Origin of the sequence: Nostoc sp. (assembly GCF_036916735.1) — a bacterium.
Taxonomy (GTDB): Bacteria; Cyanobacteriota; Cyanobacteriia; order Cyanobacteriales; family Nostocaceae; genus Nostoc.
In genome coordinates this window covers 19,967-43,843 of record NZ_JBALFV010000111.1, presented here as the reverse complement: position 1 = coordinate 43,843, position 23,877 = coordinate 19,967, and the positions used below count along the sequence as shown (strand labels likewise).

Below are 23,877 nucleotides of genomic sequence, written 5' to 3'. Positions count from 1 at the left end.
TGAGCCTATTTTGACTGAATCTTGTCTCAATAGCGTCTTAAGGCGTTGATTATCTTCGGCAGCGATCGTTTCACCATAATGATGAAGTTGAAAAAGCTACCAATAATACAAATGCCAATCCACCAGATACTAATAAAATAAATTACAAATTGGAGAAATTATTGATGAGGAAATTCAGGCAATTGATCCTGATGCTGTTTATTTTTTGTTTCATTTTTGGCTCAGTAGCATTGTCTGCCTCTGCAATGTCTGCCTCTACTGAAGTTCCGGCAAAGGTAATGAAGCAGGCTCCCGGTTTCTATCGAGGGCAATTAGGCGATTTCGAGGTGACGGTGTTATCGGATGGCACAGCGCCCCGTCATCTCGATCAGATCCTCAGCGATCCTCGTATAGTTTGCGACGAGCTAACTGCCGATCACGAGGTAGAGCCGGTGGAGTTATCCATCAATGCTTACCTAATCAACACTGGAGCGCATTTAGTACTGGTAGATACCGGAGCCGGTGAATTGTTTGGGTCTTCAAACGGATTGTTGCTGGCTAACATAGTGGCTGCCGGTTATCGTGCAGATCAGGTAGATACGATCTTGCTGACCCACATCCACGCCGATCACTCTGGAGGCCTGTCGATCGGTGGCAAGCGGCAGTTTCCCAATGCTACGGTCTATGTGGATAGTCAGGATGTCGCCTACTGGCTAAGTAAAAAGGAGGAACTAAAAGCACCGATATCCGCCCGCAAAACCTTTGAGCAATCGCAGACCACTGTCAATCCTTACGTGGAAGCCAAGCGGCTAGTAGAAATTAAGCCAGGCTTAGAGCTAGTTCCTGGTTTTATTACGCGTAGTGCGCCAGGACACACTCCAGGTCATACAGCGTATCTGGTAGAGAGTCGAGGTCATAAGCTGTTTCTCTGGGGCGATACGATCCACTCTGCAAAAGTGCAGTTCAGCCACCCTCAAGTAACAGTGCAGTACGACGTGAAGCCTGACGAAGCTGCTCAGACTCGCGAACAACTGCTCGACTTCGCGGCGAAAAACGGCGTGCTTGTGGGTTCAGATCACATATCATTCCCTGGCCTTGGTCACGTTAGAAAAGTGGGCAATGGCTATCGCTGGATACCCATTCCATACACTGCCCACGTTACTGAGCTTGATCCAAAGCCGTGACCGCAAACCATATAGTACAAGTGCTGGGATCGACAATTTTGATAAGTTTGTAGTGGGTGGCTGTAGCTCTCATCTAAGTACTAAAGTGTTTACTACAAACTCTCTTAAGCTGTCATAATCCCTGTAGTGGAAGTTGCCATTGCTATCCCTGCTAAATACCCGGTTGTCCAAGCACTTTGGAAGTTAAACCCACCAGTAATGCCATCAATATCTAAGATTTCTCCGGCAAAATAAAGACCAGATACTAATCTACTTTCCATCGTCTTAAAGTTGACTTCTTTAAGGTTGACACCGCCACAGGTAACAAATTCTTCTTTAAAGGCTCCTTTACCGTTGATTAAATATTGTCCCTGAGTAAGTTCTTGCACCAGTTTATTTAAGGTTTTATTAGATATTTCTGCCCAACGGTCTTCTGTGGTAATGCCTGCACGGGCAATGATATATTGCCAGAGACGATGGGGTAAGTCAACGCCGCGATGTAATGCGATCGCTTTCTTTCCCCATTCATCTTTAACTGCTAAAATTTTTTCTCGCACTTGTTCTTGGTGCAAATCAGGCAGCCAATTAATTAATAATGTGGCTTGATAGCGGCTTTGGTGCAGAACTCTCGCACCCCAAGCAGAAAGCTTTAAAACCGCAGGGCCACTCAAACCCCAGTGGGTAATTAGCAATGGCCCAATTTGTTGTAATCGGGATTTTCCATCCAGAGATAACCGCAATTGCACAGAGTTAACGCTAACTCCAGCTAAAGCCTGCAATTGAGGATCGGCAATGTTAAAGGTAAACAGAGAGGGTACTGGCGGTTCTATTTGATGACCTAACTCTTGGACAATTTTATAACCTACAAGGCTGCTGCCGGTCGCCAGAAGTAGGCGATCGCATTTAATGGGATCTCCCGACTTCAGATGAATATCAAACCCCCCATCTGCTGCGGTTTTCACTGAAGTTACGTGTGTACTGATACGGAGTTTTACCCCAGATGTCGCCACCGCTTTAATCAGACATTCCACAATGGTTTCTGAAGTATTGGTGACAGGAAACATCCGGCCATCAGCTTCAGTTTTTAGATAGACTCCACCAGCAGCAAACCAAGCTACTGTATCTTGAGGCCCAAACCGAGTCAAAGCCCCCCGCAAAGCTTTTGCACCTCTGGGGTAACTTTGGACTAACTCTTCAGCTAAAAAGCAAGCGTGAGTAACGTTGCAGCGTCCGCCACCAGAAATTAGCACTTTCGCTAGGGGTTGGCGACTGGCTTCGAGTAAAGTAACATGAGCATCAGGATTGGCTTTAGCACAAGCGATCGCGCTAAAAAATCCTGCTGCCCCACCCCCAATAATTACGATTTGTAACGGTAGCAAGTTCTAAATTTCTCAATAGCACGTACTTTACTACGCTAGCCGTTATCTTCACTATTCAACTAGTTCAAATTGATCTTTTGTGACACCACAAACAGGACATACCCAATCATCTACTATATCTTCAAAATCTGTTCCCGGCGCTATATCGCTATCTGGATCGCCTACTTCTGAGTCATATTCATAGCCGCAAACAGTACATATATACTTTGCCACGTTCGTTCCTCCTAATAAATTGTTGGCATTGCTTCACTATTAAATACTTCTGGTAGTAAGTCATAATAGGCACGCTACAATTCTTAAAGGAGACTACGGCATAGAAATTATCAAATAAAGGCGTGTACCTTTAAGAGAAATTTCTGAAACTATACTAGCTATTCTCAAAATAAATCAAATTAAAAACGCCACCATGTCCTTTGGGCGTAACTGATAATCGCGATCGCGATCGCCCCTAGTAGCAGTAGCCAAATTATTCCACCTGGAATAAAAGTAAGAATACCAAAGCCTCTCAGTACCCAAACGGCTACGCTAATGCCGAGAAGGATACCGAAAATCTGGATTAATCTACGATTTAAAGAAGATTGACTCACCTACTTTTCCTCTCAACTCAACAGAGATTACACTTGATATTGACAATCAAATATGAAGTTACGATAAAGTTGCAGTTTCATCATAAATAACACGTAAAAATAGCGAGATGCTATTTAAACCTTGGGGTAAGATACTTGATATTAGGTCGTGTTTGTGCCATTCTAGCTGTTAATAACTTAGTTTTTAATTTATAAATACTGCTATTATCAAGTCCACTTAAATATTGATTGTGTTAATTGTGATAATAAATACAGTTTTTCCAGTAATATAACTGAAATAATTACCAAAAAGTCTCTGTTACTGTAAAGGATAGGCATTACACTGGAACTAAAATTTAGTGGGTTGGATCTAAATCAAGTTTTATGGCTTGTAGTTTCAACTCCATTTAGGTGGATGAGTTGAGGAGTAACTAAAACCATTATGTCTGCGTCTTATATCTCAGACTCAATTATTGCAGGTTCAGATATGGCTTGGAATCAAGACAAGCAAAAGTTGCTGGTACAGGGTGAAATTTTAATAGAAACGCGATCGCACAAAACCTGGGGTGGCGCGGTGACAGCCTGGATGTATGTGCCAATGGTGCGATCGCAAGTCTGGCAGCAATTAACTGATTACCCCCGGTGGGTGCAATATTTTCCCGATATCACTAAAAGCGAGATATTACACAAAGGTGAAGTCAAACGCCTGTATCAAGCAGCACAAAAAGCCTTTTTCTTCTTCACGGCTCAAGTTGAAATTTACCTCAACGTTGTGGAAGTGCTGGGGCAACAAGTCCAATTTCGCATGGAAAAAGGGACTTTTGAGGATTTTAACGCTCATTTAGAACTCAAGGATTGCGGTAACGGCACAATACTCGCTTACACTGTGCAAGCTACACCTCTGATTCCAATTCCATCAATTTTCATTCAACAGGCAATGAATTTAGAGTTACCTGCAAATATGCGTAAGATGCGACAAGTACTTTGTAAGGGTCAGAATAATTCGTTATGACGCTCTCTACAAGACGCTAAAAGCGAACGCGGACTTGGTACCGCTACTAACGTAATTCCTAATTATAGCCGTAGTCATATAGGTTAGGACATAATGACAAGCGTCAATATCAGCAAAGGTAATGTTTTTACCTTCTGCCTCCTGCCTCCTGCCCCCTGCCTCCTGCTATATTACCTTACGAATATTTGACAAAAAAACGCCAAGAGGCTCTTGCTTGACTTGGCGTTTTTTTTGGGAAATGATCTTTAATTAGCTGGTAAACACCTCAACGGGTAAGCGACTAAAAGAAAGACGCTCATTTTGTACATCTACAAAGATGGTGCTGCCGTCGGTGAATTCGCCGCGCAAGATGGCTTTGGCAATTTGAGTTTCTAACTCTCGTTGAATCGCCCGCTTCAGTGGACGTGCCCCATAAACTGGGTCGTATCCTACTTCTGCTAAAAAGTCAAGTGCAGTATCTGAGAGCTTGAGGGAGATTTTGCGATCGCTCAATCTTTGCCGCAATCTTTCTACTTGTAATAGCACAATTTGTCGCAATTCTTTCTTATCTAAACCGTGGAAGATGATGATTTCGTCAATCCGGTTCAGGAACTCTGGACGGAAGCTATTTCGCATTGCTTCCATGACTCGACGGCGCATTTCGTCGTAGTGGGTGTTATCTCCAGCGATATCAAGAATGTATTGCGAACCGATGTTGCTGGTCATGATGATAATAGCGTTTTTGAAATCCACCTTATGACCTTGGGCATCAGTGACGCGACCATCATCGAGAATTTGCAAGAAGATATTAAATACATCGGGGTGTGCTTTTTCGATTTCGTCGAACAGAATCACTGAGTAAGGACGGCGACGAATTGCTTCTGTAAGTTGTCCGCCTTCTTCGTAACCCACGTATCCTGGAGGCGCACCAATAAGCCTTGAAACGGCGTGTTTCTCCATATACTCCGACATATCGATTCGCACCAGCGCATCTTCGCTATCGAACATATACGCCGCCAGTGCTTTTGCCAACTCGGTTTTACCCACACCCGTAGGCCCAAGGAAAATAAAGCTAGCAATAGGACGATTGGGATCAGCCAGTCCAGCTCGCGATCGCTGAATTGAATCCGCTACAGCTGTGACTGCTTCTTCTTGTCCAACCACGCGGCGGTGCAGTTCATCTTCTAAATGCAGCAGTTTTTCTTTCTCCGATTCCACCAACTTGCTGATAGGAATCCCTGTCCATTTAGAAATAATTTCGGCAATATCAGCTTCTGTGACTTCTTCTCGTAATAGTGATTTACCACTTCTTTGAGTGTTTGTCAATTCAGCTTCTACTGCTTCCAATTGACGATGCAAACTGGTTAAATTGCCGTATTTCAATTCCGCAGCGCGGTTAAGGTCGTAGTCGCGTTCTGCTTGCTGAATCTCTAAGTTAACCCGTTCAATCTCTTTTTTAACAGATTGAATTTTGTCAATGATATCTTTTTCAGACTGCCATTGAGTATTGAGCGTTTTTTGTTCTTCTTTGAGATCGGCAATTTCTTTTTCCAGTCTTCCTAGACGTTCACGAGAAGCGGCATCGCTTTCTTTTTGCAGCGATAACTTCTCCATTTCCAATTGCAGAATCTTGCGATCAATTTCGTCGAGTTCTTCTGGTTTGGAGGTAATCTCCATTTTTAATCTTGCGGCGGCTTCGTCTACCAAGTCAATGGCTTTATCAGGGAGGAAGCGATCGCTAATATATCGACTCGACAGTACGGCTGCTGCAACTAAAGCACTATCAGAAATCTTCACCCCGTGGTGGTTTTCATAACGTTCTCTCAAGCCGCGCAAAATTGAAATACTATCTTCTACACTAGGCTGATCCACATAAACTTGCTGAAAGCGTCTTTCGAGTGCAGCATCTTTTTCGATATGTTTGCGGTATTCATCCAAAGTTGTCGCCCCAATACAGCGCAATTCGCCCCGCGCTAACATCGGTTTTAACAAGTTACCCGCATCCATCGCGCCTTGGGTTGCACCAGCGCCGACAACGGTGTGAATTTCATCAATAAATAGAACAATATTGCCGCCAGATTCAGTAACTTCTTTTAATACTGCTTTCAGGCGTTCTTCAAATTCACCTCGAAATTTCGCCCCTGCAATCAAAGCACCCATATCTAAAGCGATTAGCTTGCGGTCTTTGAGGGATTGAGGTACATCACCTGCAATAATGCGCTGTGCTAATCCTTCTGCGATCGCAGTTTTACCAACACCAGGTTCACCAATTAACACAGGGTTATTTTTGGTGCGGCGTGACAAAATTTGGACTGTGCGACGAATCTCATCATCTCGCCCGATGACTGGATCGAGTTGACCTTTACGTGCAGCTTCTGTAAGGTCACGTCCGTATTTTTCCAGTGCTTCGTATTTGCCTTCTGGATTTTGGTCGGTCACTTTTTGACTCCCTCGAACTTGTTTAATAATATTTTTGAGCTTGCTTTCGTCTAAACCAAACTCTTGGAATACAGCTTTGCCAAAGCGGTCATCTTTAGCGTAAGCCAGTAATAAGTGTTCAATTGAAATATATTCGTCTTGAAACTCTTTGCGATATCCGTCTGCTCGATCTAAAAGTGTATCCAAGCTGCGTCCCAAGTAAACAGAACTGCTAGTACCAGATACTTTTGGCTGACGTTGGAAAAATTGTTCAGTGCGATCGCGCAGTTTTTGGAGGTTAACACCCGCCTTAGTGAGAATCGCAGTTGCTAGACCATCTTGTTCTAGCAGCGCTTTCATCAGGTGTTCACTTTCAATTTGCTGTTGTTGATATTGTTTAACAATATCCGGGGTATGGGCGATCGCTTCCCAGGCTTTTTCTGTAAATTGGTTAGGATTAGTAGGTTGCATAGGCTTTTTCAAGAACGTAGAGGCGCAAGTGGCTTGTCGCAGCGAAAAGTCGGAGCGGCGGTTCCCGCCGCTCTGAACTTTTCAAGACAGGCTACCACCAGAACACTAAATAAATAAAATTTCTGTTCTCAATAGATATTGTATGAACAGCACAGCGATCGCCTAGATCGGTGTTCACATCTTATAAAAGTCGTATTTTCCCCTAATTCTTATTTCCTATGGGCGATTCTGATTCATTGCACTTAACGCAATACCTAAACCTGCATCAAATCGAAATGATAGTTTAGGGGCTTGTCAGTACTCACAACAGGTTGGCTCGTTGTGCGATCGCAGCATAATACGTGCGATGCTGGCAAGAGGTGCAATCCTTCAATAAATTGGCAAGGTTATTGCCGAAGCTGGTTGAACCTCAGCATAAATCTAAATACGTACACCAAGCATGATGTATTAAAGTTCTTTTACCTTGCCTCCACACAGAGTTACCATAATTCCAGGTCGCCTAGTGGATGCTGAAAATGAATGACCCCTACCACTTTGAAGATGATGACTTTGACTTTGAGGATAAGGATTTCTTGAAAATAAAACCCATCAGCCAAATGAGTGAAGGAGAAGAGCTACAGCGCTTTAAGCGATTCTTCGACAGCAGCCGTGCGATATTGCAAGACTGTCTATTTCGCATCGTCAATTATGATGATGGTACGGGTACGTTAGAAATTCTTTGCCCCAATGAAGTCGTAAGACAACGCCTTTCCAAGAAAAAGCGCAAAATTACCAACAATATCAACACCTGCTGGAGTCATATTAGATGGTTTTCGCTATGTGTTCAACAAGATAATGAGTTGAATTGTCACAAGTTTACCCGTAACGGTGATTTAGTGACATCTTAGTTGGGGATTGGAGATTAGGGACTGGGGACTGGAGATAAAGAAAGTGTTTTCCCAATGCCCATTGACAAATGGCATATGACTAATAACAAATGACTAAAAAACAGAAATTTCCTTACCTAGTTGGTTCTAAGTGGACGGCACAACAAAAAGTTGATGGCTGGCGGCACTTTCAAGTTGTCAATCGGAAAAATCAGGCTAACTGGGTTTATGCCGAAATGGTTGCGGCTTGTGATCCGAAAGTCCGTTTTTGGATAAATGCCAAATTATTACAAGATAACTCCCAGTGGCAAGCTGGCTGGCAAACATTACAAGAAATCCACGGAGTTGAAACTGAGGTGTCCTAATTAGCCTCGTTAGCCTCGTTCCCAGTCAGAGACTGGGAATGCCTCTCAAGAGGGCTGCCGCCTCCTGAATTTGGGAATTTAATAATTTTTTACAAAACCAGACTAATTTACTCTCAAGCAGCAATTAAATGGTTGTGACTACTGACTGAAAACTGGCAATTTATCTGCGATACCTTCTCTACGAGACGCTACGCGAACGGTGAGCTATGCTAACGCAAATTCCAATAGTATTTCCAGCATAGGGCTGCATATACGTCTCTTTACCCTTGACTCTGTGTCCTAATGCCTTGAAAACACGTTATCCGACCATCAGCTAATTCTATGAAAAGCATTCAAAAAAGCCGATTTCAGTTTTTTGTATTTTGTAACTATCTTTATAAAAATAATTAATAAAAAATTTTTATTGTCTGTTTTTAAAGCTAATAAAGTCTTTAAAGGTCATAAAACCCCAAATAAATATAATTGTGGTTTAATTCATCACATAAGACCGTTTTCCAAATTAAGAGCCACTTTCTTTTCTAGGTAATTTGCCCAATAATGACATCAACAGACCTCACGCATCGCCATCTCAGGAAAGGTGAAGGCAAATGTTTGAGCCACAAGTTTGACAAGAAGCTATAAGAGGCAAAGAAAAGTGAAACTAGCAGTCTACGGAAAAGGTGGTATCGGTAAATCCACAACTAGCTGTAATATATCCGTCGCCCTAGCTAAACGTGGCAAGAAAGTGCTGCAAATTGGTTGCGACCCCAAACATGACAGTACCTTTACCCTGACTGGGTTTTTGATTCCCACAATTATCGACACCCTCCAAGAAAAGGACTATCACTACGAAGATGTCTGGCCGGAAGATGTAATTTACAAAGGCTACGGCGGTGTGGATTGCGTAGAAGCTGGTGGCCCACCTGCGGGTGCTGGGTGCGGTGGATACGTAGTCGGTGAAACCGTAAAATTACTTAAGGAACTCAACGCCTTTGATGAATACGATGTAATTCTTTTTGACGTTCTAGGTGACGTAGTTTGTGGTGGTTTTGCAGCACCACTCAACTATGCAGATTACTGCTTGATTGTTACAGACAACGGCTTTGATGCTTTATTTGCTGCTAATCGCATTGCTGCTTCAGTCCGTGAAAAAGCCCGAACTCACCCACTGCGTTTAGCTGGGTTAATTGGCAACCGCACCTCCAAGCGCGACTTAATTGAAAAATATATAGAAGCAGTGCCAATGCCAGTTTTGGAAGTTTTACCTTTAATTGAAGATATCCGTGTTTCCCGTGTGAAAGGTAAGACTTTGTTTGAGATGGCAGAGCAAGATCCTTCTCTAGACTACGTTTGCGACTACTATCTCAACATCGCTGACCAAATTCTGGCACGTCCAGAAGGTGTTGTGCCTAATGATTCACCAGATCGTGAGTTGTTCTCTTTGTTATCTGATTTTTATCTAAATCCGGGTAAACCCCAGGTTCCTAATTCAGAAGAGGAACTAGACTTGATGATTGTATAAATCACCAAGTTCTCAGGATGAGGGACAATAATATGGCATTCTTTCACAGCTTTACAGACTCATTAAAGCAAAAATGGTTGCAATTTTTCCAGAACAATCGAGACTGGATCACGCTGCACATGCAAGTGGAATCGGTGTACACACCTGATGGCGGGAAGCGACCACCTTCTTACCTCATCCTGGGAGTTGTTAACGCTCTAGAGCCAAAACTAGCGCAGTTAATGTTGCCCTTTGCCAAACTCAATCCTGATGCTGATACTTTGATTGAAGTGCTGGATTTGCATTTTGACCCAGATTTTGCTCTTGGTAATCGTATCGCTAACCCAGAAGTACAGAGATTTGTAGAAGAAGCAGCTGTCATTGAAGAAAAGTCTGAAGAAGAAACTTTGACACATTCTCATACAAATAGCTTTGTGGCGGTGGCGGTAGTTGAAGAGGTCACAATCGTGGATTCTGAGGAGCAAAGCCTAGACATCAGCGAGTTAGAAGAAACCGAAGATGCCTTTGGTAATATTTCCTTATCCAACGGACACGACTCAAAAGAACAGTCTCTCGAAACCTCTACTTTAGAAGCAGATGAGTTTGGGGACATGGGCTTCGGTACAACAGATGCAATGGAAGTAAAGCTAGATGAAGATGGGGCACTTGAAGATAGTTCACTAGATGAGAATGCGTTTAAAGACGTGTTGTCAGATGTCTGGAGTGATGAAACAGCTTTGCAAAAAGCTGAAGAAAATAACGATTTATTGGGGGAAGAACTGCCAGCAGGCGTTTTTGATGAATCAGAAATTGCCCGTCTCTTCCCCAATGCTTAATTCATAAGTTAGGAGTTAGGAGTTAAGAGTTAGGAGTTAAAAAAGTTGGAGTAAAAAAGTTAGGAAAAAACTTAGGAGTTAAAAAATTTTATAGTTATTAATAAAAACTCCTAACTCCTCTACAGACGCGATTAATCTCCTAACTCCTGTACAGACGCGATTAATCGCGTCTCTACTCCTAACTTATAACTTTAAATATCAAGGGGAGAAAAAACCAAAATGACTGTCGCTCAACAACCAGAAGCTTTAAGCTTTGAATGTGAAACTGGAAATTACCATACCTTTTGTCCAATTAGCTGCGTAGCGTGGTTATACCAAAAAATTGAAGATAGCTTCTTTTTGGTGATTGGGACAAAAACTTGTGGCTACTTCCTGCAAAATGCGATGGGGGTGATGATTTTTGCTGAACCCCGCTATGCAATGGCAGAGTTGGAAGAGGGCGATATTTCAGCACAACTGAATGATTATGAAGAGTTAAAGCGGTTGTGCTTGCAAATTAAACGCGATCGCAATCCTAGTGTAATTGTCTGGATTGGCACTTGCACCACTGAAATTATCAAAACAGATTTAGAAGGTTTAGCACCGAAGCTGGAATCTGAAATTGGGATTCCCATCGTTGTAGCGCGGGCAAATGGTCTAGATTACGCCTTCACCCAAGGGGAAGACACGGTATTAGCAGCAATGGCTAACCGTTGTCCTGATAAGGCTCCGGTGGCAGAAACAGAGAAAAGTGAACGCAATGCGATCGCTAAATTGCTCAACTTCGGTAAGAAGAAAGAAGATGTCGCCCAGGATGAATCTGAATACGTAGATCACCCACCCTTAGTTCTTTTTGGCTCCCTTCCTGACCCCGTGGTTACTCAGTTAACCTTGGAACTGAAGAAACAAGGCATCAAAGTTTCCGGCTGGCTACCCGCGAAGCGCTTCACTGAACTGCCAGTACTAGAAGAAGGGTATTATGTCGCTGGTGTCAACCCCTTCCTCAGCCGCACAGCTACCACCTTAATGCGCCGCCGCAAGTGTAAACTCATTGGCGCACCCTTCCCCATTGGCCCCGATGGCACCCGCGCTTGGATTGAGAAAATCTGCTCGGTGTTCGGTATTACTCCCAAAGGTTTGGATGAACGGGAAGCACTAATTTGGGCAGGGTTAGAAGATTACGTGAAACTGATTCGCGGTAAGTCTGTATTCTTTATGGGTGATAACTTGCTGGAAATTTCCCAAGCAAGATTCTTAATTCGTTGTGGGATGACTGTTCATGAAATCGGCATTCCCTATATGGATAAGCGCTATCAAGCTGCTGAGTTGGCGCTGTTAGAGAAAACTTGCCAGGAAATGGGTTCACCCCTACCAAAGATTGTAGAGAAGCCGGATAATTACAATCAACTTCAGCGAATTTATGAGTTGAAACCAGACTTAGTAATTACTGGTATGGCTCACGCTAACCCATTGGAAGCACGCGGTATTAATACAAAATGGTCTGTGGAGTTTACTTTTGCTCAAATTCACGGCTTTACGAATGCGCGTGACATATTAGAGTTGGTAACTCGTCCGTTGCGTCGGAATAATAATTTGAAAGATTTGGGTTGGGATAAATTGGTGAGAGAAGAAGCAAAGATTTAGATTTAGGTTTGGATTGAGCAACAGCATAATATTATGTGACGGACGAACTTTCGGGTTCGTCCTTTTTTTACGTAAGGAAGAGAGCGAACTTAGTACAGCTTTGCTTAAAATCGTAGCGTTTTTAAACGCAGAGGGACGCAGAGTTTAGCTAAATTTAATCCGCTACGAATTAATGAAATGCTGTACTTAGTTTACATGGAAGACTACAACTCTAGAGGTTTCGATGGAATGATGTACATTAATTCTGCGCCGTCTGGTTTAATTTCTGTTGACGGAGTTAATTTAAGCCAGTCATGAAAGCTGATTCCTAATTGGGATATTGCTTGTACTTCTGTTTGGTAAGATTCAAACCTGCGATTAGTTTCAATCATTGATTCCACTACCTCCAAAGTTTTAGGAAGACGTGCGTAAATCTGCGGCTTAGGATCATCCCAAAATGCTTTACCTACCCAATCTACCTTAGAATCCCAAATTGCTGCTGGTATCGATTCTACCCACTTATCAATGTCTTGAGCCAACATAAATAGATTCATCCGTTGCATATCAAAGACTGCATTTTCATCCAAAGTTGGGTCGAGCCATTGGTAAATTTGGGTTAGTCTACGCAAATCAATCTGACCTCTGAACTGAGGCTGTAAGTATACTGCTGGGTTAAAAGTAAGCAGAAGCTTAACATATTTCTGAATACGAGAACGAATAACTATTGACCCTTCTTGGAAGCGGCGAAGTGCTGTATCATGTTCTTCTAATTCTAAATAGCAACGTGCTTCAGCTAGGTAAGCTAAAGATAAAGTCAACAGATATTTATCAGCAATTTGGCTTTTTTGCTCAATTTCGATATCAGCATAGTCAGTGTAAATATGTTCTGCTTCTAAAAAGCGGTTAATAGCTTGTAGTGCGCTGCTTCTGCGATTTTCAGGTTTAGTCATCGTAAAAGCATTAATTGCCAATTCGATTGCAGCACGAAAATTAGCATAGAAACTAAGGTCTATTTTCCGGTTAACTTTTTTCAATAGTTCCTCTGCTTGTTTGAGGCGTTGTTCTAGCTCCTTGAGACGCTGTGCTATTACAGCAAAGCCTATCACTGAGACACCAAGATTAAGTACACTGACAGCAGTAGTTACCTGCAAAATTCCCTGAGTTAGTTGCAAACTTTGCCCAATTTGCCCTATCTGATTTTCAATCCCACCTAAACGCCCATTAATATTAGCTAATCCTTTTCCTGTAACAGCTGCATTAGCCCCTGAAGCAGTGAGATTTGCCCCATAGAAAATAAGGTTGAGTAAATTGTTAGGAGAAGTAGTTGAGGTTGGCACTTCATAATTATTTGATTCCTGCTCCCGTAACCAACTGACGACTTGTTTTGTGGCTACATCTCGAATTACACCCCCAACTCGTTCAAAAGTTCCATCTGCCAATCCTTTGGCAATCCAATCAGTAAGCATAAAGGTTACTGTCACTGGTAAGCTCATAATCTTCTCCTAGTTGCTAAATTGTCAGCAGCGCTATGTATGGCAATAAGCTGCTTTATCTCTATGCAGCAAATACCAGCGCTTTACTTAGTATTCCCAATTTAAGTTTTAGTTTTTTTAATGAACTAGCAATCGCTCTTTTTAACGAACCGCCCACACTAACAAAGAAAAGCGATTGATCGCAGATACAATCATAAGTAAAAGGCAAGCAGGTAGAAAATGGCTGAAATTATCACCCTTCAACTCCCTGAAACACTGGCACAAAAAGCAAAAGAAATCGCTGCTTTCACACATCGGCGACTTGAAGATGTATTACTAGAATGGATTGACCGCGCCATCACCGAACTACCTATAGAGTCATTACCGGATGATCAGGTATTGGCTATGTGCAATGTGCAGATGGAAACTCAGCAACAAGAGGTTTTCAGTGAGTTGCAAGCCCGTCACCGAGAGGGACAGCTTAATGATGCAGAAGTTCACCAACTAGATGAACTCATGCAAGTCTACCGACGTGGCTTAGTAAGTAAAGCAAGAGCTTTAAAAGTGGCTGTTGAACGTGGTTTGAAACCAGCCCTCAATTAATAGTAATGGCCCGCTTTTACATTTCTGTAGAAATAGAACGTCGTGTCCGCACAGATGCTCAAAACCGCTGTGGCTATTGTTTGAGTCCTCAGCGTTTAGTGATGGCACGTTTGGAAATTGAACATATTATTCCCATATCTAAAGGTGGTAGCAATGATCAATCAAACTTGTGGCTAGCTAGTCCACTGTGTAATCGCTACAAAAGTGATAAAACTACAGGGGTTGATCCAGAAACGAGCGAAACGGTAAGGCTATTCAACCCTCGTACTCAAGTCTGGTTTGAGCATTTTGGCTGGAGTGAAGATGGTTTACGTATTGTTGGCAAAACGCCGACTGGTAGAGCAACTATTGCAGTTCTACATTTGAGTGATGATGCTGATGCACTGGAAGTTCGCAGTTATTGGGTACTTGCAGGTTGGCATCCTCCAGAGGATTGAAAGAACCGCAGATGAAGAGTGATCGGCCAAATCTCATCACAGTCAAACACAGTAACAATAAGATAGTAAAGATGGGAGTAAATACCAATTATGCTTAGTGGAATTAAACAAAAGGCTATTGTTGGAAAAGATGGCAAGATTGAACTGTCTGCAACAGAATTACCAGAAGGAATTGTTGTAGAAGTCATAGTGTTAGTTGAAATACCAGGTGAAGATGAAACTACCTATCTTCTAAAATCACAAACTAATAAAAAACATCTGTTCAAAGCTTTGGAGAATGTAGAAAAAGGAAACCTAGTTTATGTAGATTTAGATGAATATGAAAAAAGTTGCCTTTGAACCAGAAGCTTTTGAACAATTAGGTCAGTGGGCAACAGAAGACAAGAAAATTTTCAAAAAATATTGGAACTGATTAGAGATATACAAAGAGATCCGTTTGCAGGAATAGGTAAACCAGAACCATTAAAATATGAATTACAAGGTTACTGGTCAAAGCGGATCACAGATGAACATAGATTAATTTACAAAGTGCAAGAAGATTTATTGATTATTTTGACTTGCAAATATCATTATGAGCAATAAAGGCTATTGAGGCTGAAATATTATTTTATTTCAAGCGATCGCTCTTTTTCAACCAGAAGATCCAGAGCGATCACATATACAATCATAAGTAAATAGAAAATTAAGCTTTTCGAGTTGTACCGAGCTTTTTCAGAAATAAAATAAAAAATTAACAAAAAACTGCTAATGCTTAGAAGAAAGGGGATTTGGAGTTTTTGCTTGCTGTTTTTATTGCTTCTGTGGGGTAATGGAGCTTTTGCAGGAGAGTTATCTCAACGGTTAGCAAATTTTCCTCAATGGAAAAAATTAACTTCAGTACAATCGGCTTCGGGTGATTTAGTTTACCCTGAATGGATGGCTAGTACTTGGCAAGTTACAAGTACTTTGATAGATTTAGCTGCACCTTTAGCGCCAGAAATCGTAACGCCAGGATTTGAAGGTAATCGCCGACAATTAAATCAGCCTGTGAGTTTTATAGTAAGATTTGTTAAAGAGCAACCATCTATCAATAGGTTAAAGATATTTCCTCAGATAGATAAAAAATCCCCAATTGTAGTTGCAGATAGAGCCTTTAATAGTTTGAATTTGGCAAGAGCTTATTTAGGGGATGAAGCAGTGTTATTAGTCAAAGTAGATCCAGATTCACCTAATCGTCAGATTACGTTCTTGCGTAGCAGTCGCCAACTAATTTCTATTGTGACTGCACGGGCTACAGAAACTACCCCTGATGGCAAGTTCATCACTACAGAAGTGTTTCAACAACTATTCAAAGGTGGTTCACGCCCCTATTTAAACTCTGTAGAATCTACAACCGCTTATCATAAACTTTCAACAGCTAATCCGGCGATTGAGGCAGATCAAGTTACTGCTGTCTATCTTTCACCCCAAGATCCAGATTACTTTAAAGCTGGTTCTCGACCAGTTGCCCTCTATCGCTATCGCCTAGAATTTATCCCTGCACAAATACCTACTACCCCAAAGGAATGATTTAAATCTATAACCCTTGATTATTTTGTAGCATAATTGTAGTATAAAAATTCCAAGTTTACGATCGCGCTCTTGGACGGTGTGCATCATGGCCAAATTTCAAGATATTGTCAATTACTTTCGCTCTTACAGGAAGCTGAGTGTTTTTAGTATTGCAGCATCTGGCATTTACGAAATTATTGATTTGGTTGTCCCTTATGCGATCGGGCAGATTTTAAACGTTTTGTCTAATCAACCTTTGGATAAACCGCTTCAAAGTGCGATCGCAACTTTTTCAGACATTACGAATTACCCAGTTAATAAAACTCTATCTTTGGGTGTATTACTGGGTTTAATTTTTGTTGTCACCGTAGTGAGAGCGCCAACACAACCCTGGTTAACCAATTGGTTTCATTGGGATATAGCTTTCAGATCGCGTCGAGATAAAAACGAAACAGCGATCGCCAAAGTTCTTACTCTCCCACTAGAATTTTATGATGAAAATAACCCTGGACGTATTGCCGGAAGAGTAGCTAGAGGTATTTCTAACCATACTTTTAGTTACCCTGAAGTTGCCGGACAGTTGATTCCTAAACTGGCTCGTGTACTGGGAATTTTTGTATTTATCTTGTTTATTGAGTGGCGGATTGCAATTTTATATCTAATTTCCTTTGTAATTATTCTCAGCTTCAGCTTGAAGAATTTACAACAGCTAATTGGGTACGAAAGTCGTTTGGATAAGTATGGAGAAGATACCGAAAGCCGCACTTCCGAATTAATCACCAACATTAAAACGGTGAAAGCATTTGCTACAGAATCGAGGGAACTAAAACGGCAAAAGCAACGTTTGGATCGTGAACTATTGGTGCTTGATTATCGCATCCATAAAGGTTATACAATACTGGGTACTTGGCAAAGAACTGTAATTCAGTTTTGTGTGTTTACAATTCTAGGTCTGACTTTAGTAGCAACAGTAAATGGGAGAATTTCTCTCGGTCACTTTGTCATGACCTTAACTCTTTCTAGCATGGCTTATGCCGAATTAGAACCGATTACTAACTTGGCAGAAGTTTTTGCCCGTCGTTATTCTCCCATGCTGCGGTTTCACGAATTTCTGCAAGAGCCAACTACATCTGATTCAACTAGTCTTTTAGAAGAGAGCAACCAGACAGAATCAGCTTATAAATTTACTGGAAAAGTTGAGTTGTCGCACCTCAGTTTTGGATATGATGCCAACCGTCAAGTTTTGCAAAATATTAACTTGTTGATTGAGCCATACCAAACAGTGGCATTAGTGGGGCGTTCCGGTTCTGGTAAGTCTACTTTAGTGAAATTGCTGTTGCGATATTTTGAACCTCAAGAGGGTCAAATTCTGATTGATGGTCAAGATATTCGCACTTTGGATGTGAGTAAATATAGACGGAGATTAGCGATCGTTCACCAAGAAGTAGACGTTTTCAACGGTACTATATTGGATAATCTCACCTACGGCAGACCGAATGCTAGTTTGGAGCAGGTTCAAGAAGCCTGTAGAATTGCCAGAGTCGATGAAGTAGTGCAGCACTTACCCAAAGGTTATTATACCGTCGTGGGAGAACGAGGTGTCAGGCTATCTGGAGGACAAAGACAACGGTTAGGAATTGCTAGGGCGTTGCTAGTCCAACCAGACGTACTGATTTTTGACGAAGCCACTTCTAGTTTAGATTATGAGTCTGAGCGTTCGATTCAGCTAGCGATGCGAGCAATTCAAGGTACTTGCACCACCATTGTTATTGCCCACCGTTTAAGTACAGTGCGGGAAGCCGATAAAATTGTCGTTCTGGAACAAGGAAAGATTGTAGAAGTGGGTAGCCACAATGAACTTTTGCGTCACGAAGGTATTTATCGCCGCTTGCACTCCCTGCAAGAAACAGGAGAACTCCTGAGTTAGCGGACATAGACATTTTGGATTTTAGACTTCGGCTTCTCTACGAGACGCTACGCGAACGCTCAGTCGAACGATTTTGGATTTTAGATTGACTCAAGGAATCAATCTGCTTGATTAATCGACCTTATTGACAGCAAAATAAGGTCGATTTTTTCTAATTGTCCTCAACAGTATTTGGTACAAAAATCGAAATTATGACCCACCAATCATGATCTATACAATATATGATAATAGATTTTAAGTAAAAATCATTGTCTACTGAATTGTGCCTGCTCAGTAATCAAAGTTTTTTAATAAGAAAAAACTAAGATTTACTCTTATCTGCTTCTTTCTGCGCCGCCTCACTGTATTTCTTATAAAGTTGAGTACGAATTTTGGCTTCCTGATAACGGCTGTGTTTTTTTGGCACCGTACTCATTAAATCTGAAGCCCGTTGCCACTTAGCAGCTATCTCTAACCATTGAGTTGAGACTGTAGCTGTTTTACCAGATGCAGAAGCTTGGTTGGCAATTTGTACAGCTGTGGCAAATTGGTCATCAGACAGGTTATAAAGGTTATTCTTAGAAAGACTTAGTGGTGTTTTAACTTTGCTATTGCTCGGATTTTCTAGAGTTATAGATTTAGAAGTTTGTAATTGCATTAGGTTGATCAGATTATTACCTAACTGGGCATAAACAACCCAACTAAGCAACAACAGTGAAGATAAACCAGCCGCAGCTAATATCTTTTTTTTCGGCTTATTTTTGTGTTTTTCTTTGTTAATCAGTGCTAAAGGACGAGAGACTTGAATTCTAGGAAAATTTGGCTTTCCTAGTTCAGCTTGAGCTTCTGTCAAATCTGTAAGTAATTGCTTTACAATATTAGGCTGAATTAAAGTAATTTCCTGTGACCAAAGCAATTGGTTGTCGCGATCACTATCTATTTCCTTTAACCATAGTAATTGTTGTTCCCGAACAATCCGACTGTTGATATTGACTCGCCGAATGTAACGTGGGGCAATGGAATCAAGAATTTGCTGGATTTGTTCTACGAGGAAAGATTGCTCAAGTTGCTCTATCTTAGCCGCTTCGCACAGAAGTTGTAAGACACCATCAGAAAATATGGCTCTAATTCTGACACCAGACTTGGCTAGCTTTTCGTTCAATAGCTGAATAATTGCAGCAACGCTACCTTGGTGAGCTTGCCAAACGATATCATTTATCCGGTCTACCACCTGAAATTTAGTAATAGCTCTTCCACCTTGACTGATTAATGTACTCATTAATTTAAAGACTCTTTTCTACTGACCTTGATCTTGTTTTCGATTTTATGAGTAAAAAGATGAGTTGCCAAATAAAATCATAAATACATAGCCTACCTTTTCGGTTCGACAAGGACGCTCGAGCGCACTAAGTCAATTGGCTGCTCTCACGCCTTGATAACGTGGGATTCTTGGGTTGAAACTGCGCTTTGAGGATAACGCCCATGCTGGCGGAGGCGCTACCTGTTTGACATAGTACATTAATGATGTCTTTTTGCGATCGCCTTTGGTCAGGTTGAGGTAGGTGAATCCACTTTGCGATGGTGCGTCCTCTACGTGAATGGCGATCGCTGTGATATTTCTGTAACTGTCACCCCGTCAGATATTGTTCACAAAGCAAACAAAATAGCTGTATTAGGATAATTTTCTGAGTAATTATCGCTTTTTTTGCCTTTTTGTCAGAATGGCAAGACTAATTAGCACAGCGATCGCTACATTAGAAGATATATAAATAAAAATCAACAATGATTTTTATTCCTTCGCAATTCACACAAAATCATGAGTGCAAGTACCATTATTTTCGAGAATCCTCTACTTCAAGGCGTTGGTTTACCTGCCTTTGCAGAGATTAAACCAGAGCGAGTAGTACCAGCCTTCAATCAGTTGCTGGCAGAACTTGACCAGCAGCTTGCCACCTTAGAGGCTAATGTACAGCCTACTTGGAGCGGTTTAGTGGAACCCTTAGAAAAGCTGACAGAACGGCTTACCTGGAGTTGGGGGGTGGTAAATCATTTAATGGGCGTTAAAAATAGCCCAGAACTGCGCGAAGCTCATGAAATCGTACAGCCACTAGTAGTACAGTTTATCAACAAGCTTGGTCAAAGTAAACCTATCTATAATGCTTTTAAGGCACTCCGCACCAGTGATAGTTGGGCAACTTTAGAATTAGCCCAACAGCGCATTGTAGAAGCCGCCATTCGAGATGCAGAACTTTCTGGTGTTGGCTTAGAAGGAGAGGCAAGAGAGCGTTTCAACGCTATACAAATGGAGTTAGCAGAACTTTCTACCAAATTCTCTAACCATGTACTTGATGCCACTAAAGCCTTCAGCTTAACCCTAACAACACAAGCGGAAATTGACGGTTTACCACCAAGCTTAGTGAGTTTAGCAGCCCAAGCGGCTCGTGCAGCTGGCAAAAGCGATGCTACACCAGAAAATGGCCCCTGGCAGATTACTTTGGATTTCCCCAGCTATGGCCCTTTCATGCAGCACAGCACCCGTCGAGATTTGCGTGAAAAGCTCTACAAAGCTCATATCACCCGCGCTTCTGCTGGCGATTTGGATAATAACCCCTTAATTGAGCGCATTTTGAAGTTACGCCAAGAACTCGCAGATATATTAGGCTTTAAAAGTTTTGCCCAATTAAGCCTGGCTAGTAAAATGGCTCCCAACGTGGAGGCAGTCAACGCCCTATTAGAAGAACTACGCCGCGCTAGTTATGATGCTGCTGTCAAAGACTTGGCAGAACTCAAAGCTTTTGCAGCAGCACAGAAAGCAGCAGAAGCTGAAGATTTAAAACACTGGGATATCAGCTTTTGGGCAGAACGCCAACGAGAAGCAAAATTTGCCTTTACCTCTGAAGAATTGCGTCCCTACTTCCCTCTTCCCCAAGTGTTAGACGGCTTATTTGGACTAGTCAAGCGGCTGTTTGGCGTCACTGTCACCTCTGCCGATGGTCAAGCGCCAGTTTGGCATGAAGATGTCCGTTATTTCCAAATTGCTGACGAAACTGGTTCTCCCATAGCGTACTTCTACTTAGACCCTTACAGCCGTCCAGCAGAGAAACGCGGTGGTGCTTGGGCAGATGCGTGCATCAATCGAGCCAAAATCACTGAAAATGGTGTTACTGCCATCCGCTTACCTGTAGCTTATTTGGTGTGTAATCAAAGTCCTCCCGTAGATGGCAAACCTAGTTTGATGACTTTCTATGAAGTAGAGACTTTGTTCCACGAGTTTGGTCATGGATTGCACCACATGCTCACCAAGGTTGACTATACCGGAGCCGCAGGCATCAATAATGTGGAATGGGATGCAGTGGAATTACCTAGCCAATTTATGGAAAACTGGTGTTATGAGCGAACCACTTTCTTTGGAATGGCGAAGCATTACGAAACTGGTGAAGCCCTACCGGAGCATTATTATCAAAAGCTGCTAGCGGCGCGTAATTATATGAGTGGTACTGCCACGTTGCGGCAGATCCACCTGAGCAGTCTTGATTTAGAACTACACTACCGCTATCGCCCTGGTAGTAATGAAACTCCCTCAGATGTGCGTCATCGCATAGCTAAGACTACTAGCGTTTTACCGCCGCTTCCAGAAGATGCAATTTTATGTGCTTTTGGACATATTTTTGAGGGTGGTTATGCAGCAGGTTATTACAGTTACAAGTGGGCCGAGGTACTAAGTGCTGATGCTTTTGCCGCTTTTGAAGAAGCTGGGCTAGAAGATGAAGAGGCTATAAAAACTACAGGTCGGCGTTATCGAGATACGGTGCTGGCACTTGGTGGCAGTCAGCATCCAATGGAGGTGTTTAAAACTTTCCGGGGTCGTGAACCAAGTACGATCGCTTTGCTCAGGCACAATGGTTTAGTCAGTTCTGCTGTAAACTAAACAATTATTTGATTTATCAATAATCAAAAAAATAGCACCACCTTAATTGACAGGCTGGCGCTATTTTTTATCTAATTTAATTCATAATAGTTAGATGAATTTGCTAAATTCCCCTCATTAATTCTACGTAACTTGTTTTAAACAGCACTGCTACGAGTTATTAAGTTCCACACGAAAACCGCAACAATTGCACCAAGAACTGCTACTGCAATACCTGGAATGCTAAAACCAGGAGCTGCTAAAGTTAACGTTCCTGTACTAAAGAATATACCTAAACTACCACCAACAAATGCACCGATGATTCCTAATAAGATGGTTCCCAGAATTCCACCACCTTGATGACCGGGGTAGATAGCCTTAGCGATCGCACCAGCAATTAGACCTAAAACAATCCAAGCAAGAATATTCATTGTTATTAATTACCGTAAACGTTTTTTACTCACAAATACATATTATTAATTTTAATCTTTTGTTCCATCTACCATCAGAATTAATCATTACTAACCATAAGGAAGAGTTTAATTAGAACTATTTCGATTAATATGTACCACCATTGAGCGAGATAATCAATTAAAAAAAAGCTCCTAGTAGGTCTTCAACTAGGGGCTTATCAAACTATTGCTTGGTAATTGCAGTATATGCATTTTTAATTAGCTCTCTCCTCTACTAGAAGAATTAAGCTGAGTTTTTAAAGACTGTCTCTAAAGTAATGTAAAGGAAGCAAAATTAGCCGATGTATAGGACGAGTTCACTATGCCTTGCAGACGGAACCAAATGGATGGGGCATAAAGCCCAGATGTGGCAAAAACTTTGTTGTTATTAAGTTCGCCAACAGTATCAGTTTATTTTCTGGAAGTCACGCGAGCGCATCTTTTGCTCAAGGAACTCTAGAAAGACCTTAACTTTCATAGGAATATATTTTCGGCTAGGATAAAGTGCGTTAATTGGGACTGGAGCCAGTGACCATTGAGACAAGACATTTACTATATTCCCACTCTGTAACTCCTGCTGAAACAGAAATTCTGGCAGCAGCCCAATTCCTACTCCAGCAACGATTGCTTGATAAATGGGGGTAACATCATTGCTGAGTAGTCGTGGACGAAAGGAGAGCGTTACTGTTTCTTGCTGTTCATTGTGCAATGTCCAGGTCACATCGTTCTGACGATGAGCCATACAAAGCAGCGCATGACTGGTCAAATCAGCGATCGCCCTTGGTTCGCCAGCAGTTTTGAGATAGGTGGCGCTGGCAAAGAGTTTCATGCGATCTGTGCTCAGGAGCCGCACGTTCAGGGATGAATCGTGCAATTCCCCAATCCGAATCGCTAGATCGTACCCTTCTTTGACAATATCCTTGTATTCAGTCGTTGCATGGAGAATCACTTTAATATCGGGGTAGGTTAGCAGAAACTCCGGCAAATTGGGTGCTAAAACAGACTGCACAAACAACACGGTGGCTGTCACTCGCACAGTTCCTTGCGGATGCCCCTGTAAGCTAGCGATCGCATCATCACCGTCATGTAACGCATCGACAATGGGTAAACAGTTTTCGTAATACAGCCGTCCTTCTTCAGTTAGAGAAACTCGCCGCGTCGTGCGATGAAATAATCGGACTCCTAGCCTTTGCTCTAGCTCATTAACCTTCAGACTGACGGTAGATTTAGGCAAGTCCAGCGTTCGTGCTGCTGCAACAAATCCTCCCAGTTGGGCGACTTTGAGAAATATTAAAACAGCGTTCACGTCATCCATACCTTGCACTCGCTGCGTTGAGATTATCAAAACTCTGCTATTGTCCAGCATTATAAACAATCAATCCATAAAAACCATCTTTATCTACATGAATTAATGAATCATACTAGTTGTGCGCTAAGGGAACTTTGCACAGTGA

21 protein-coding genes and 1 pseudogene are annotated in these 23,877 nt (G+C 42.0%); 14 read left to right on the top strand and 8 right to left on the bottom strand.

Annotation, left to right across the window (positions count from 1 at the left end; all coding sequences use genetic code 11):
• Positions 1 to 164 precede the first annotated feature (164 nt).
• Positions 165 to 1,163: an MBL fold metallo-hydrolase gene (locus V7L20_RS28000; RefSeq protein WP_334747208.1), complete on the top strand. Its 999-nt coding sequence runs from the start codon at positions 165 to 167 to the stop codon at positions 1,161 to 1,163.
• A gap of 104 nt (positions 1,164 to 1,267) precedes the next feature.
• Here the strand turns inward: V7L20_RS28000 and V7L20_RS27995 are convergent, their stop codons facing one another.
• The 3 genes from V7L20_RS27995 to V7L20_RS27985 all read right to left on the bottom strand — a co-directional run bounded on the left by V7L20_RS27995 (position 1,268) and on the right by V7L20_RS27985 (position 3,108).
• On the bottom strand, positions 1,268 to 2,521 hold the full coding sequence (locus tag V7L20_RS27995) for an NAD(P)/FAD-dependent oxidoreductase (protein ID WP_334747207.1): 1,254 nt from the start codon (positions 2,519 to 2,521) through the stop codon (positions 1,268 to 1,270).
• A gap of 51 nt (positions 2,522 to 2,572) precedes the next feature.
• Positions 2,573 to 2,734, bottom strand: a complete 162-nt coding sequence (gene rd / locus V7L20_RS27990) for a rubredoxin (RefSeq protein ID WP_334747206.1) — start codon at positions 2,732 to 2,734, stop codon at positions 2,573 to 2,575.
• A 179-nt stretch (positions 2,735 to 2,913) separates the two neighbouring features.
• A complete protein-coding gene (locus tag V7L20_RS27985) occupies positions 2,914 to 3,108 on the bottom strand; it encodes a hypothetical protein (protein ID WP_334747205.1) in 195 nt (64 codons plus the stop codon).
• Positions 3,109 to 3,529: 421 nt separating this feature from the next.
• On the opposite strand from V7L20_RS27985, the gene V7L20_RS27980 reads away from it, so the two are divergent.
• Entirely contained in the window at positions 3,530 to 4,099 is a 570-nt protein-coding gene (locus V7L20_RS27980) for an SRPBCC family protein (RefSeq protein ID WP_334747204.1), read from the top strand.
• A gap of 249 nt (positions 4,100 to 4,348) precedes the next feature.
• Here V7L20_RS27980 and clpB read toward each other — a convergent pair whose 3' ends face one another.
• Positions 4,349 to 6,967: an ATP-dependent chaperone ClpB gene (clpB, locus tag V7L20_RS27975; RefSeq protein WP_334747203.1), complete on the bottom strand. Its 2,619-nt coding sequence runs from the start codon at positions 6,965 to 6,967 to the stop codon at positions 4,349 to 4,351.
• A gap of 515 nt (positions 6,968 to 7,482) precedes the next feature.
• On the opposite strand from clpB, the gene V7L20_RS27970 reads away from it, so the two are divergent.
• From V7L20_RS27970 to V7L20_RS27950, 5 genes are all read left to right on the top strand, one after another.
• Complete coding sequence (locus V7L20_RS27970) at positions 7,483 to 7,854, top strand: hypothetical protein (protein WP_334747202.1); 372 nt, start codon at positions 7,483 to 7,485, stop codon at positions 7,852 to 7,854.
• 89 nt (positions 7,855 to 7,943) lie between these two features.
• Positions 7,944 to 8,198, top strand: coding sequence for a TIGR02450 family Trp-rich protein (locus V7L20_RS27965; protein WP_190941465.1), 255 nt, complete (start codon positions 7,944 to 7,946; stop codon positions 8,196 to 8,198).
• A 634-nt stretch (positions 8,199 to 8,832) separates the two neighbouring features.
• Entirely contained in the window at positions 8,833 to 9,699 is an 867-nt protein-coding gene (gene bchL, locus V7L20_RS27960; protein WP_292774821.1) for a ferredoxin:protochlorophyllide reductase (ATP-dependent) iron-sulfur ATP-binding protein, read from the top strand.
• A 32-nt stretch (positions 9,700 to 9,731) separates the two neighbouring features.
• The gene (locus V7L20_RS27955; protein WP_334747201.1) at positions 9,732 to 10,514 is read left to right on the top strand and encodes a DUF5331 domain-containing protein; all 783 of its coding nucleotides are present in this window, start codon (positions 9,732 to 9,734) and stop codon (positions 10,512 to 10,514) included.
• Positions 10,515 to 10,733: 219 nt separating this feature from the next.
• The gene (locus tag V7L20_RS27950) at positions 10,734 to 12,137 is read left to right on the top strand and encodes a ferredoxin:protochlorophyllide reductase (ATP-dependent) subunit N (protein ID WP_334747200.1); all 1,404 of its coding nucleotides are present in this window, start codon (positions 10,734 to 10,736) and stop codon (positions 12,135 to 12,137) included.
• 203 nt (positions 12,138 to 12,340) lie between these two features.
• Here V7L20_RS27950 and V7L20_RS27945 read toward each other — a convergent pair whose 3' ends face one another.
• Complete coding sequence (locus V7L20_RS27945; RefSeq protein WP_334747199.1) at positions 12,341 to 13,609, bottom strand: hypothetical protein; 1,269 nt, start codon at positions 13,607 to 13,609, stop codon at positions 12,341 to 12,343.
• A 219-nt stretch (positions 13,610 to 13,828) separates the two neighbouring features.
• On the opposite strand from V7L20_RS27945, the gene V7L20_RS27940 reads away from it, so the two are divergent.
• The 6 genes and pseudogenes from V7L20_RS27940 (at position 13,829) to V7L20_RS27915 (ending at position 18,085) form a co-directional block, all read left to right on the top strand.
• Positions 13,829 to 14,191 (top strand): hypothetical protein, encoded by a 363-nt coding sequence (locus V7L20_RS27940; protein WP_334747198.1) that lies wholly within the window; start codon positions 13,829 to 13,831, stop codon positions 14,189 to 14,191.
• Between the two features lie 5 nt (positions 14,192 to 14,196).
• Positions 14,197 to 14,628 carry an HNH endonuclease gene (locus V7L20_RS27935; protein ID WP_334747197.1) on the top strand — a complete coding sequence of 144 codons (432 nt, stop codon included), beginning with the start codon at positions 14,197 to 14,199 and terminating at the stop codon, positions 14,626 to 14,628.
• Between the two features lie 90 nt (positions 14,629 to 14,718).
• On the top strand, positions 14,719 to 14,967 hold the full coding sequence (locus V7L20_RS27930; RefSeq protein ID WP_334747196.1) for a hypothetical protein: 249 nt from the start codon (positions 14,719 to 14,721) through the stop codon (positions 14,965 to 14,967).
• Positions 14,948 to 15,210: pseudogene (locus tag V7L20_RS27925) on the top strand (Txe/YoeB family addiction module toxin). Before V7L20_RS27930 ends, V7L20_RS27925 begins: the two are co-directional and overlap by 20 nt.
• 165 nt (positions 15,211 to 15,375) lie before the next feature.
• Positions 15,376 to 16,176: a DUF6816 family protein gene (locus V7L20_RS27920; protein ID WP_334747195.1), complete on the top strand. Its 801-nt coding sequence runs from the start codon at positions 15,376 to 15,378 to the stop codon at positions 16,174 to 16,176.
• An 88-nt stretch (positions 16,177 to 16,264) separates the two neighbouring features.
• Positions 16,265 to 18,085, top strand: a complete 1,821-nt coding sequence (locus V7L20_RS27915) for an ABC transporter ATP-binding protein (protein WP_334747194.1) — start codon at positions 16,265 to 16,267, stop codon at positions 18,083 to 18,085.
• A 301-nt stretch (positions 18,086 to 18,386) separates the two neighbouring features.
• Here V7L20_RS27915 and V7L20_RS27910 read toward each other — a convergent pair whose 3' ends face one another.
• Complete coding sequence (locus V7L20_RS27910; protein WP_334747193.1) at positions 18,387 to 19,343, bottom strand: hypothetical protein; 957 nt, start codon at positions 19,341 to 19,343, stop codon at positions 18,387 to 18,389.
• A 537-nt stretch (positions 19,344 to 19,880) separates the two neighbouring features.
• Between V7L20_RS27910 and V7L20_RS27905 the strand changes: the two genes are divergently transcribed.
• Positions 19,881 to 21,992, top strand: a complete 2,112-nt coding sequence (locus tag V7L20_RS27905) for a M3 family metallopeptidase (RefSeq protein ID WP_334747192.1) — start codon at positions 19,881 to 19,883, stop codon at positions 21,990 to 21,992.
• A gap of 137 nt (positions 21,993 to 22,129) precedes the next feature.
• On the opposite strand, the gene V7L20_RS27900 is transcribed toward V7L20_RS27905, so the two are convergent.
• Together V7L20_RS27900 and V7L20_RS27895 are read right to left on the bottom strand one after the other, a co-directional pair.
• Entirely contained in the window at positions 22,130 to 22,402 is a 273-nt protein-coding gene (locus tag V7L20_RS27900) for a GlsB/YeaQ/YmgE family stress response membrane protein (protein ID WP_334747191.1), read from the bottom strand.
• A gap of 427 nt (positions 22,403 to 22,829) precedes the next feature.
• A complete protein-coding gene (locus V7L20_RS27895; protein WP_334747190.1) occupies positions 22,830 to 23,738 on the bottom strand; it encodes a LysR family transcriptional regulator in 909 nt (302 codons plus the stop codon).
• Between the last annotated feature and the right edge of the window lie 139 nt (positions 23,739 to 23,877).

Excerpts from the sequence above, each read along its gene's own strand:
- V7L20_RS27920 (WP_334747195.1), top strand. The coding sequence starts at position 15,376 with ATGCTTAGAAGAAAGGGGATTTGGAGTTTTTGCTTGCTGTTTTTATTG.
- V7L20_RS27970 (WP_334747202.1), top strand. The coding sequence starts at position 7,483 with ATGAATGACCCCTACCACTTTGAAGATGATGACTTTGACTTTGAGGAT.
- V7L20_RS27930 (WP_334747196.1), top strand. The coding sequence starts at position 14,719 with ATGCTTAGTGGAATTAAACAAAAGGCTATTGTTGGAAAAGATGGCAAG.
- clpB (WP_334747203.1), bottom strand. The coding sequence starts at position 6,967 with ATGCAACCTACTAATCCTAACCAATTTACAGAAAAAGCCTGGGAAGCG.
- V7L20_RS27935 (WP_334747197.1), top strand. The coding sequence starts at position 14,197 with ATGGCCCGCTTTTACATTTCTGTAGAAATAGAACGTCGTGTCCGCACA.
- V7L20_RS27915 (WP_334747194.1), top strand. The coding sequence starts at position 16,265 with ATGGCCAAATTTCAAGATATTGTCAATTACTTTCGCTCTTACAGGAAG.
- V7L20_RS28000 (WP_334747208.1), top strand. The coding sequence starts at position 165 with ATGAGGAAATTCAGGCAATTGATCCTGATGCTGTTTATTTTTTGTTTC.
- V7L20_RS27895 (WP_334747190.1), bottom strand. The coding sequence starts at position 23,738 with ATGGATGACGTGAACGCTGTTTTAATATTTCTCAAAGTCGCCCAACTG.
- V7L20_RS27910 (WP_334747193.1), bottom strand. The coding sequence starts at position 19,343 with ATGAGTACATTAATCAGTCAAGGTGGAAGAGCTATTACTAAATTTCAG.
- V7L20_RS27945 (WP_334747199.1), bottom strand. The coding sequence starts at position 13,609 with ATGAGCTTACCAGTGACAGTAACCTTTATGCTTACTGATTGGATTGCC.
- V7L20_RS27955 (WP_334747201.1), top strand. The coding sequence starts at position 9,732 with ATGGCATTCTTTCACAGCTTTACAGACTCATTAAAGCAAAAATGGTTG.
- V7L20_RS27965 (WP_190941465.1), top strand. The coding sequence starts at position 7,944 with ATGACTAAAAAACAGAAATTTCCTTACCTAGTTGGTTCTAAGTGGACG.
- V7L20_RS27940 (WP_334747198.1), top strand. The coding sequence starts at position 13,829 with ATGGCTGAAATTATCACCCTTCAACTCCCTGAAACACTGGCACAAAAA.
- V7L20_RS27900 (WP_334747191.1), bottom strand. The coding sequence starts at position 22,402 with ATGAATATTCTTGCTTGGATTGTTTTAGGTCTAATTGCTGGTGCGATC.
- V7L20_RS27905 (WP_334747192.1), top strand. The coding sequence starts at position 19,881 with ATGAGTGCAAGTACCATTATTTTCGAGAATCCTCTACTTCAAGGCGTT.
- V7L20_RS27950 (WP_334747200.1), top strand. The coding sequence starts at position 10,734 with ATGACTGTCGCTCAACAACCAGAAGCTTTAAGCTTTGAATGTGAAACT.
- V7L20_RS27980 (WP_334747204.1), top strand. The coding sequence starts at position 3,530 with ATGTCTGCGTCTTATATCTCAGACTCAATTATTGCAGGTTCAGATATG.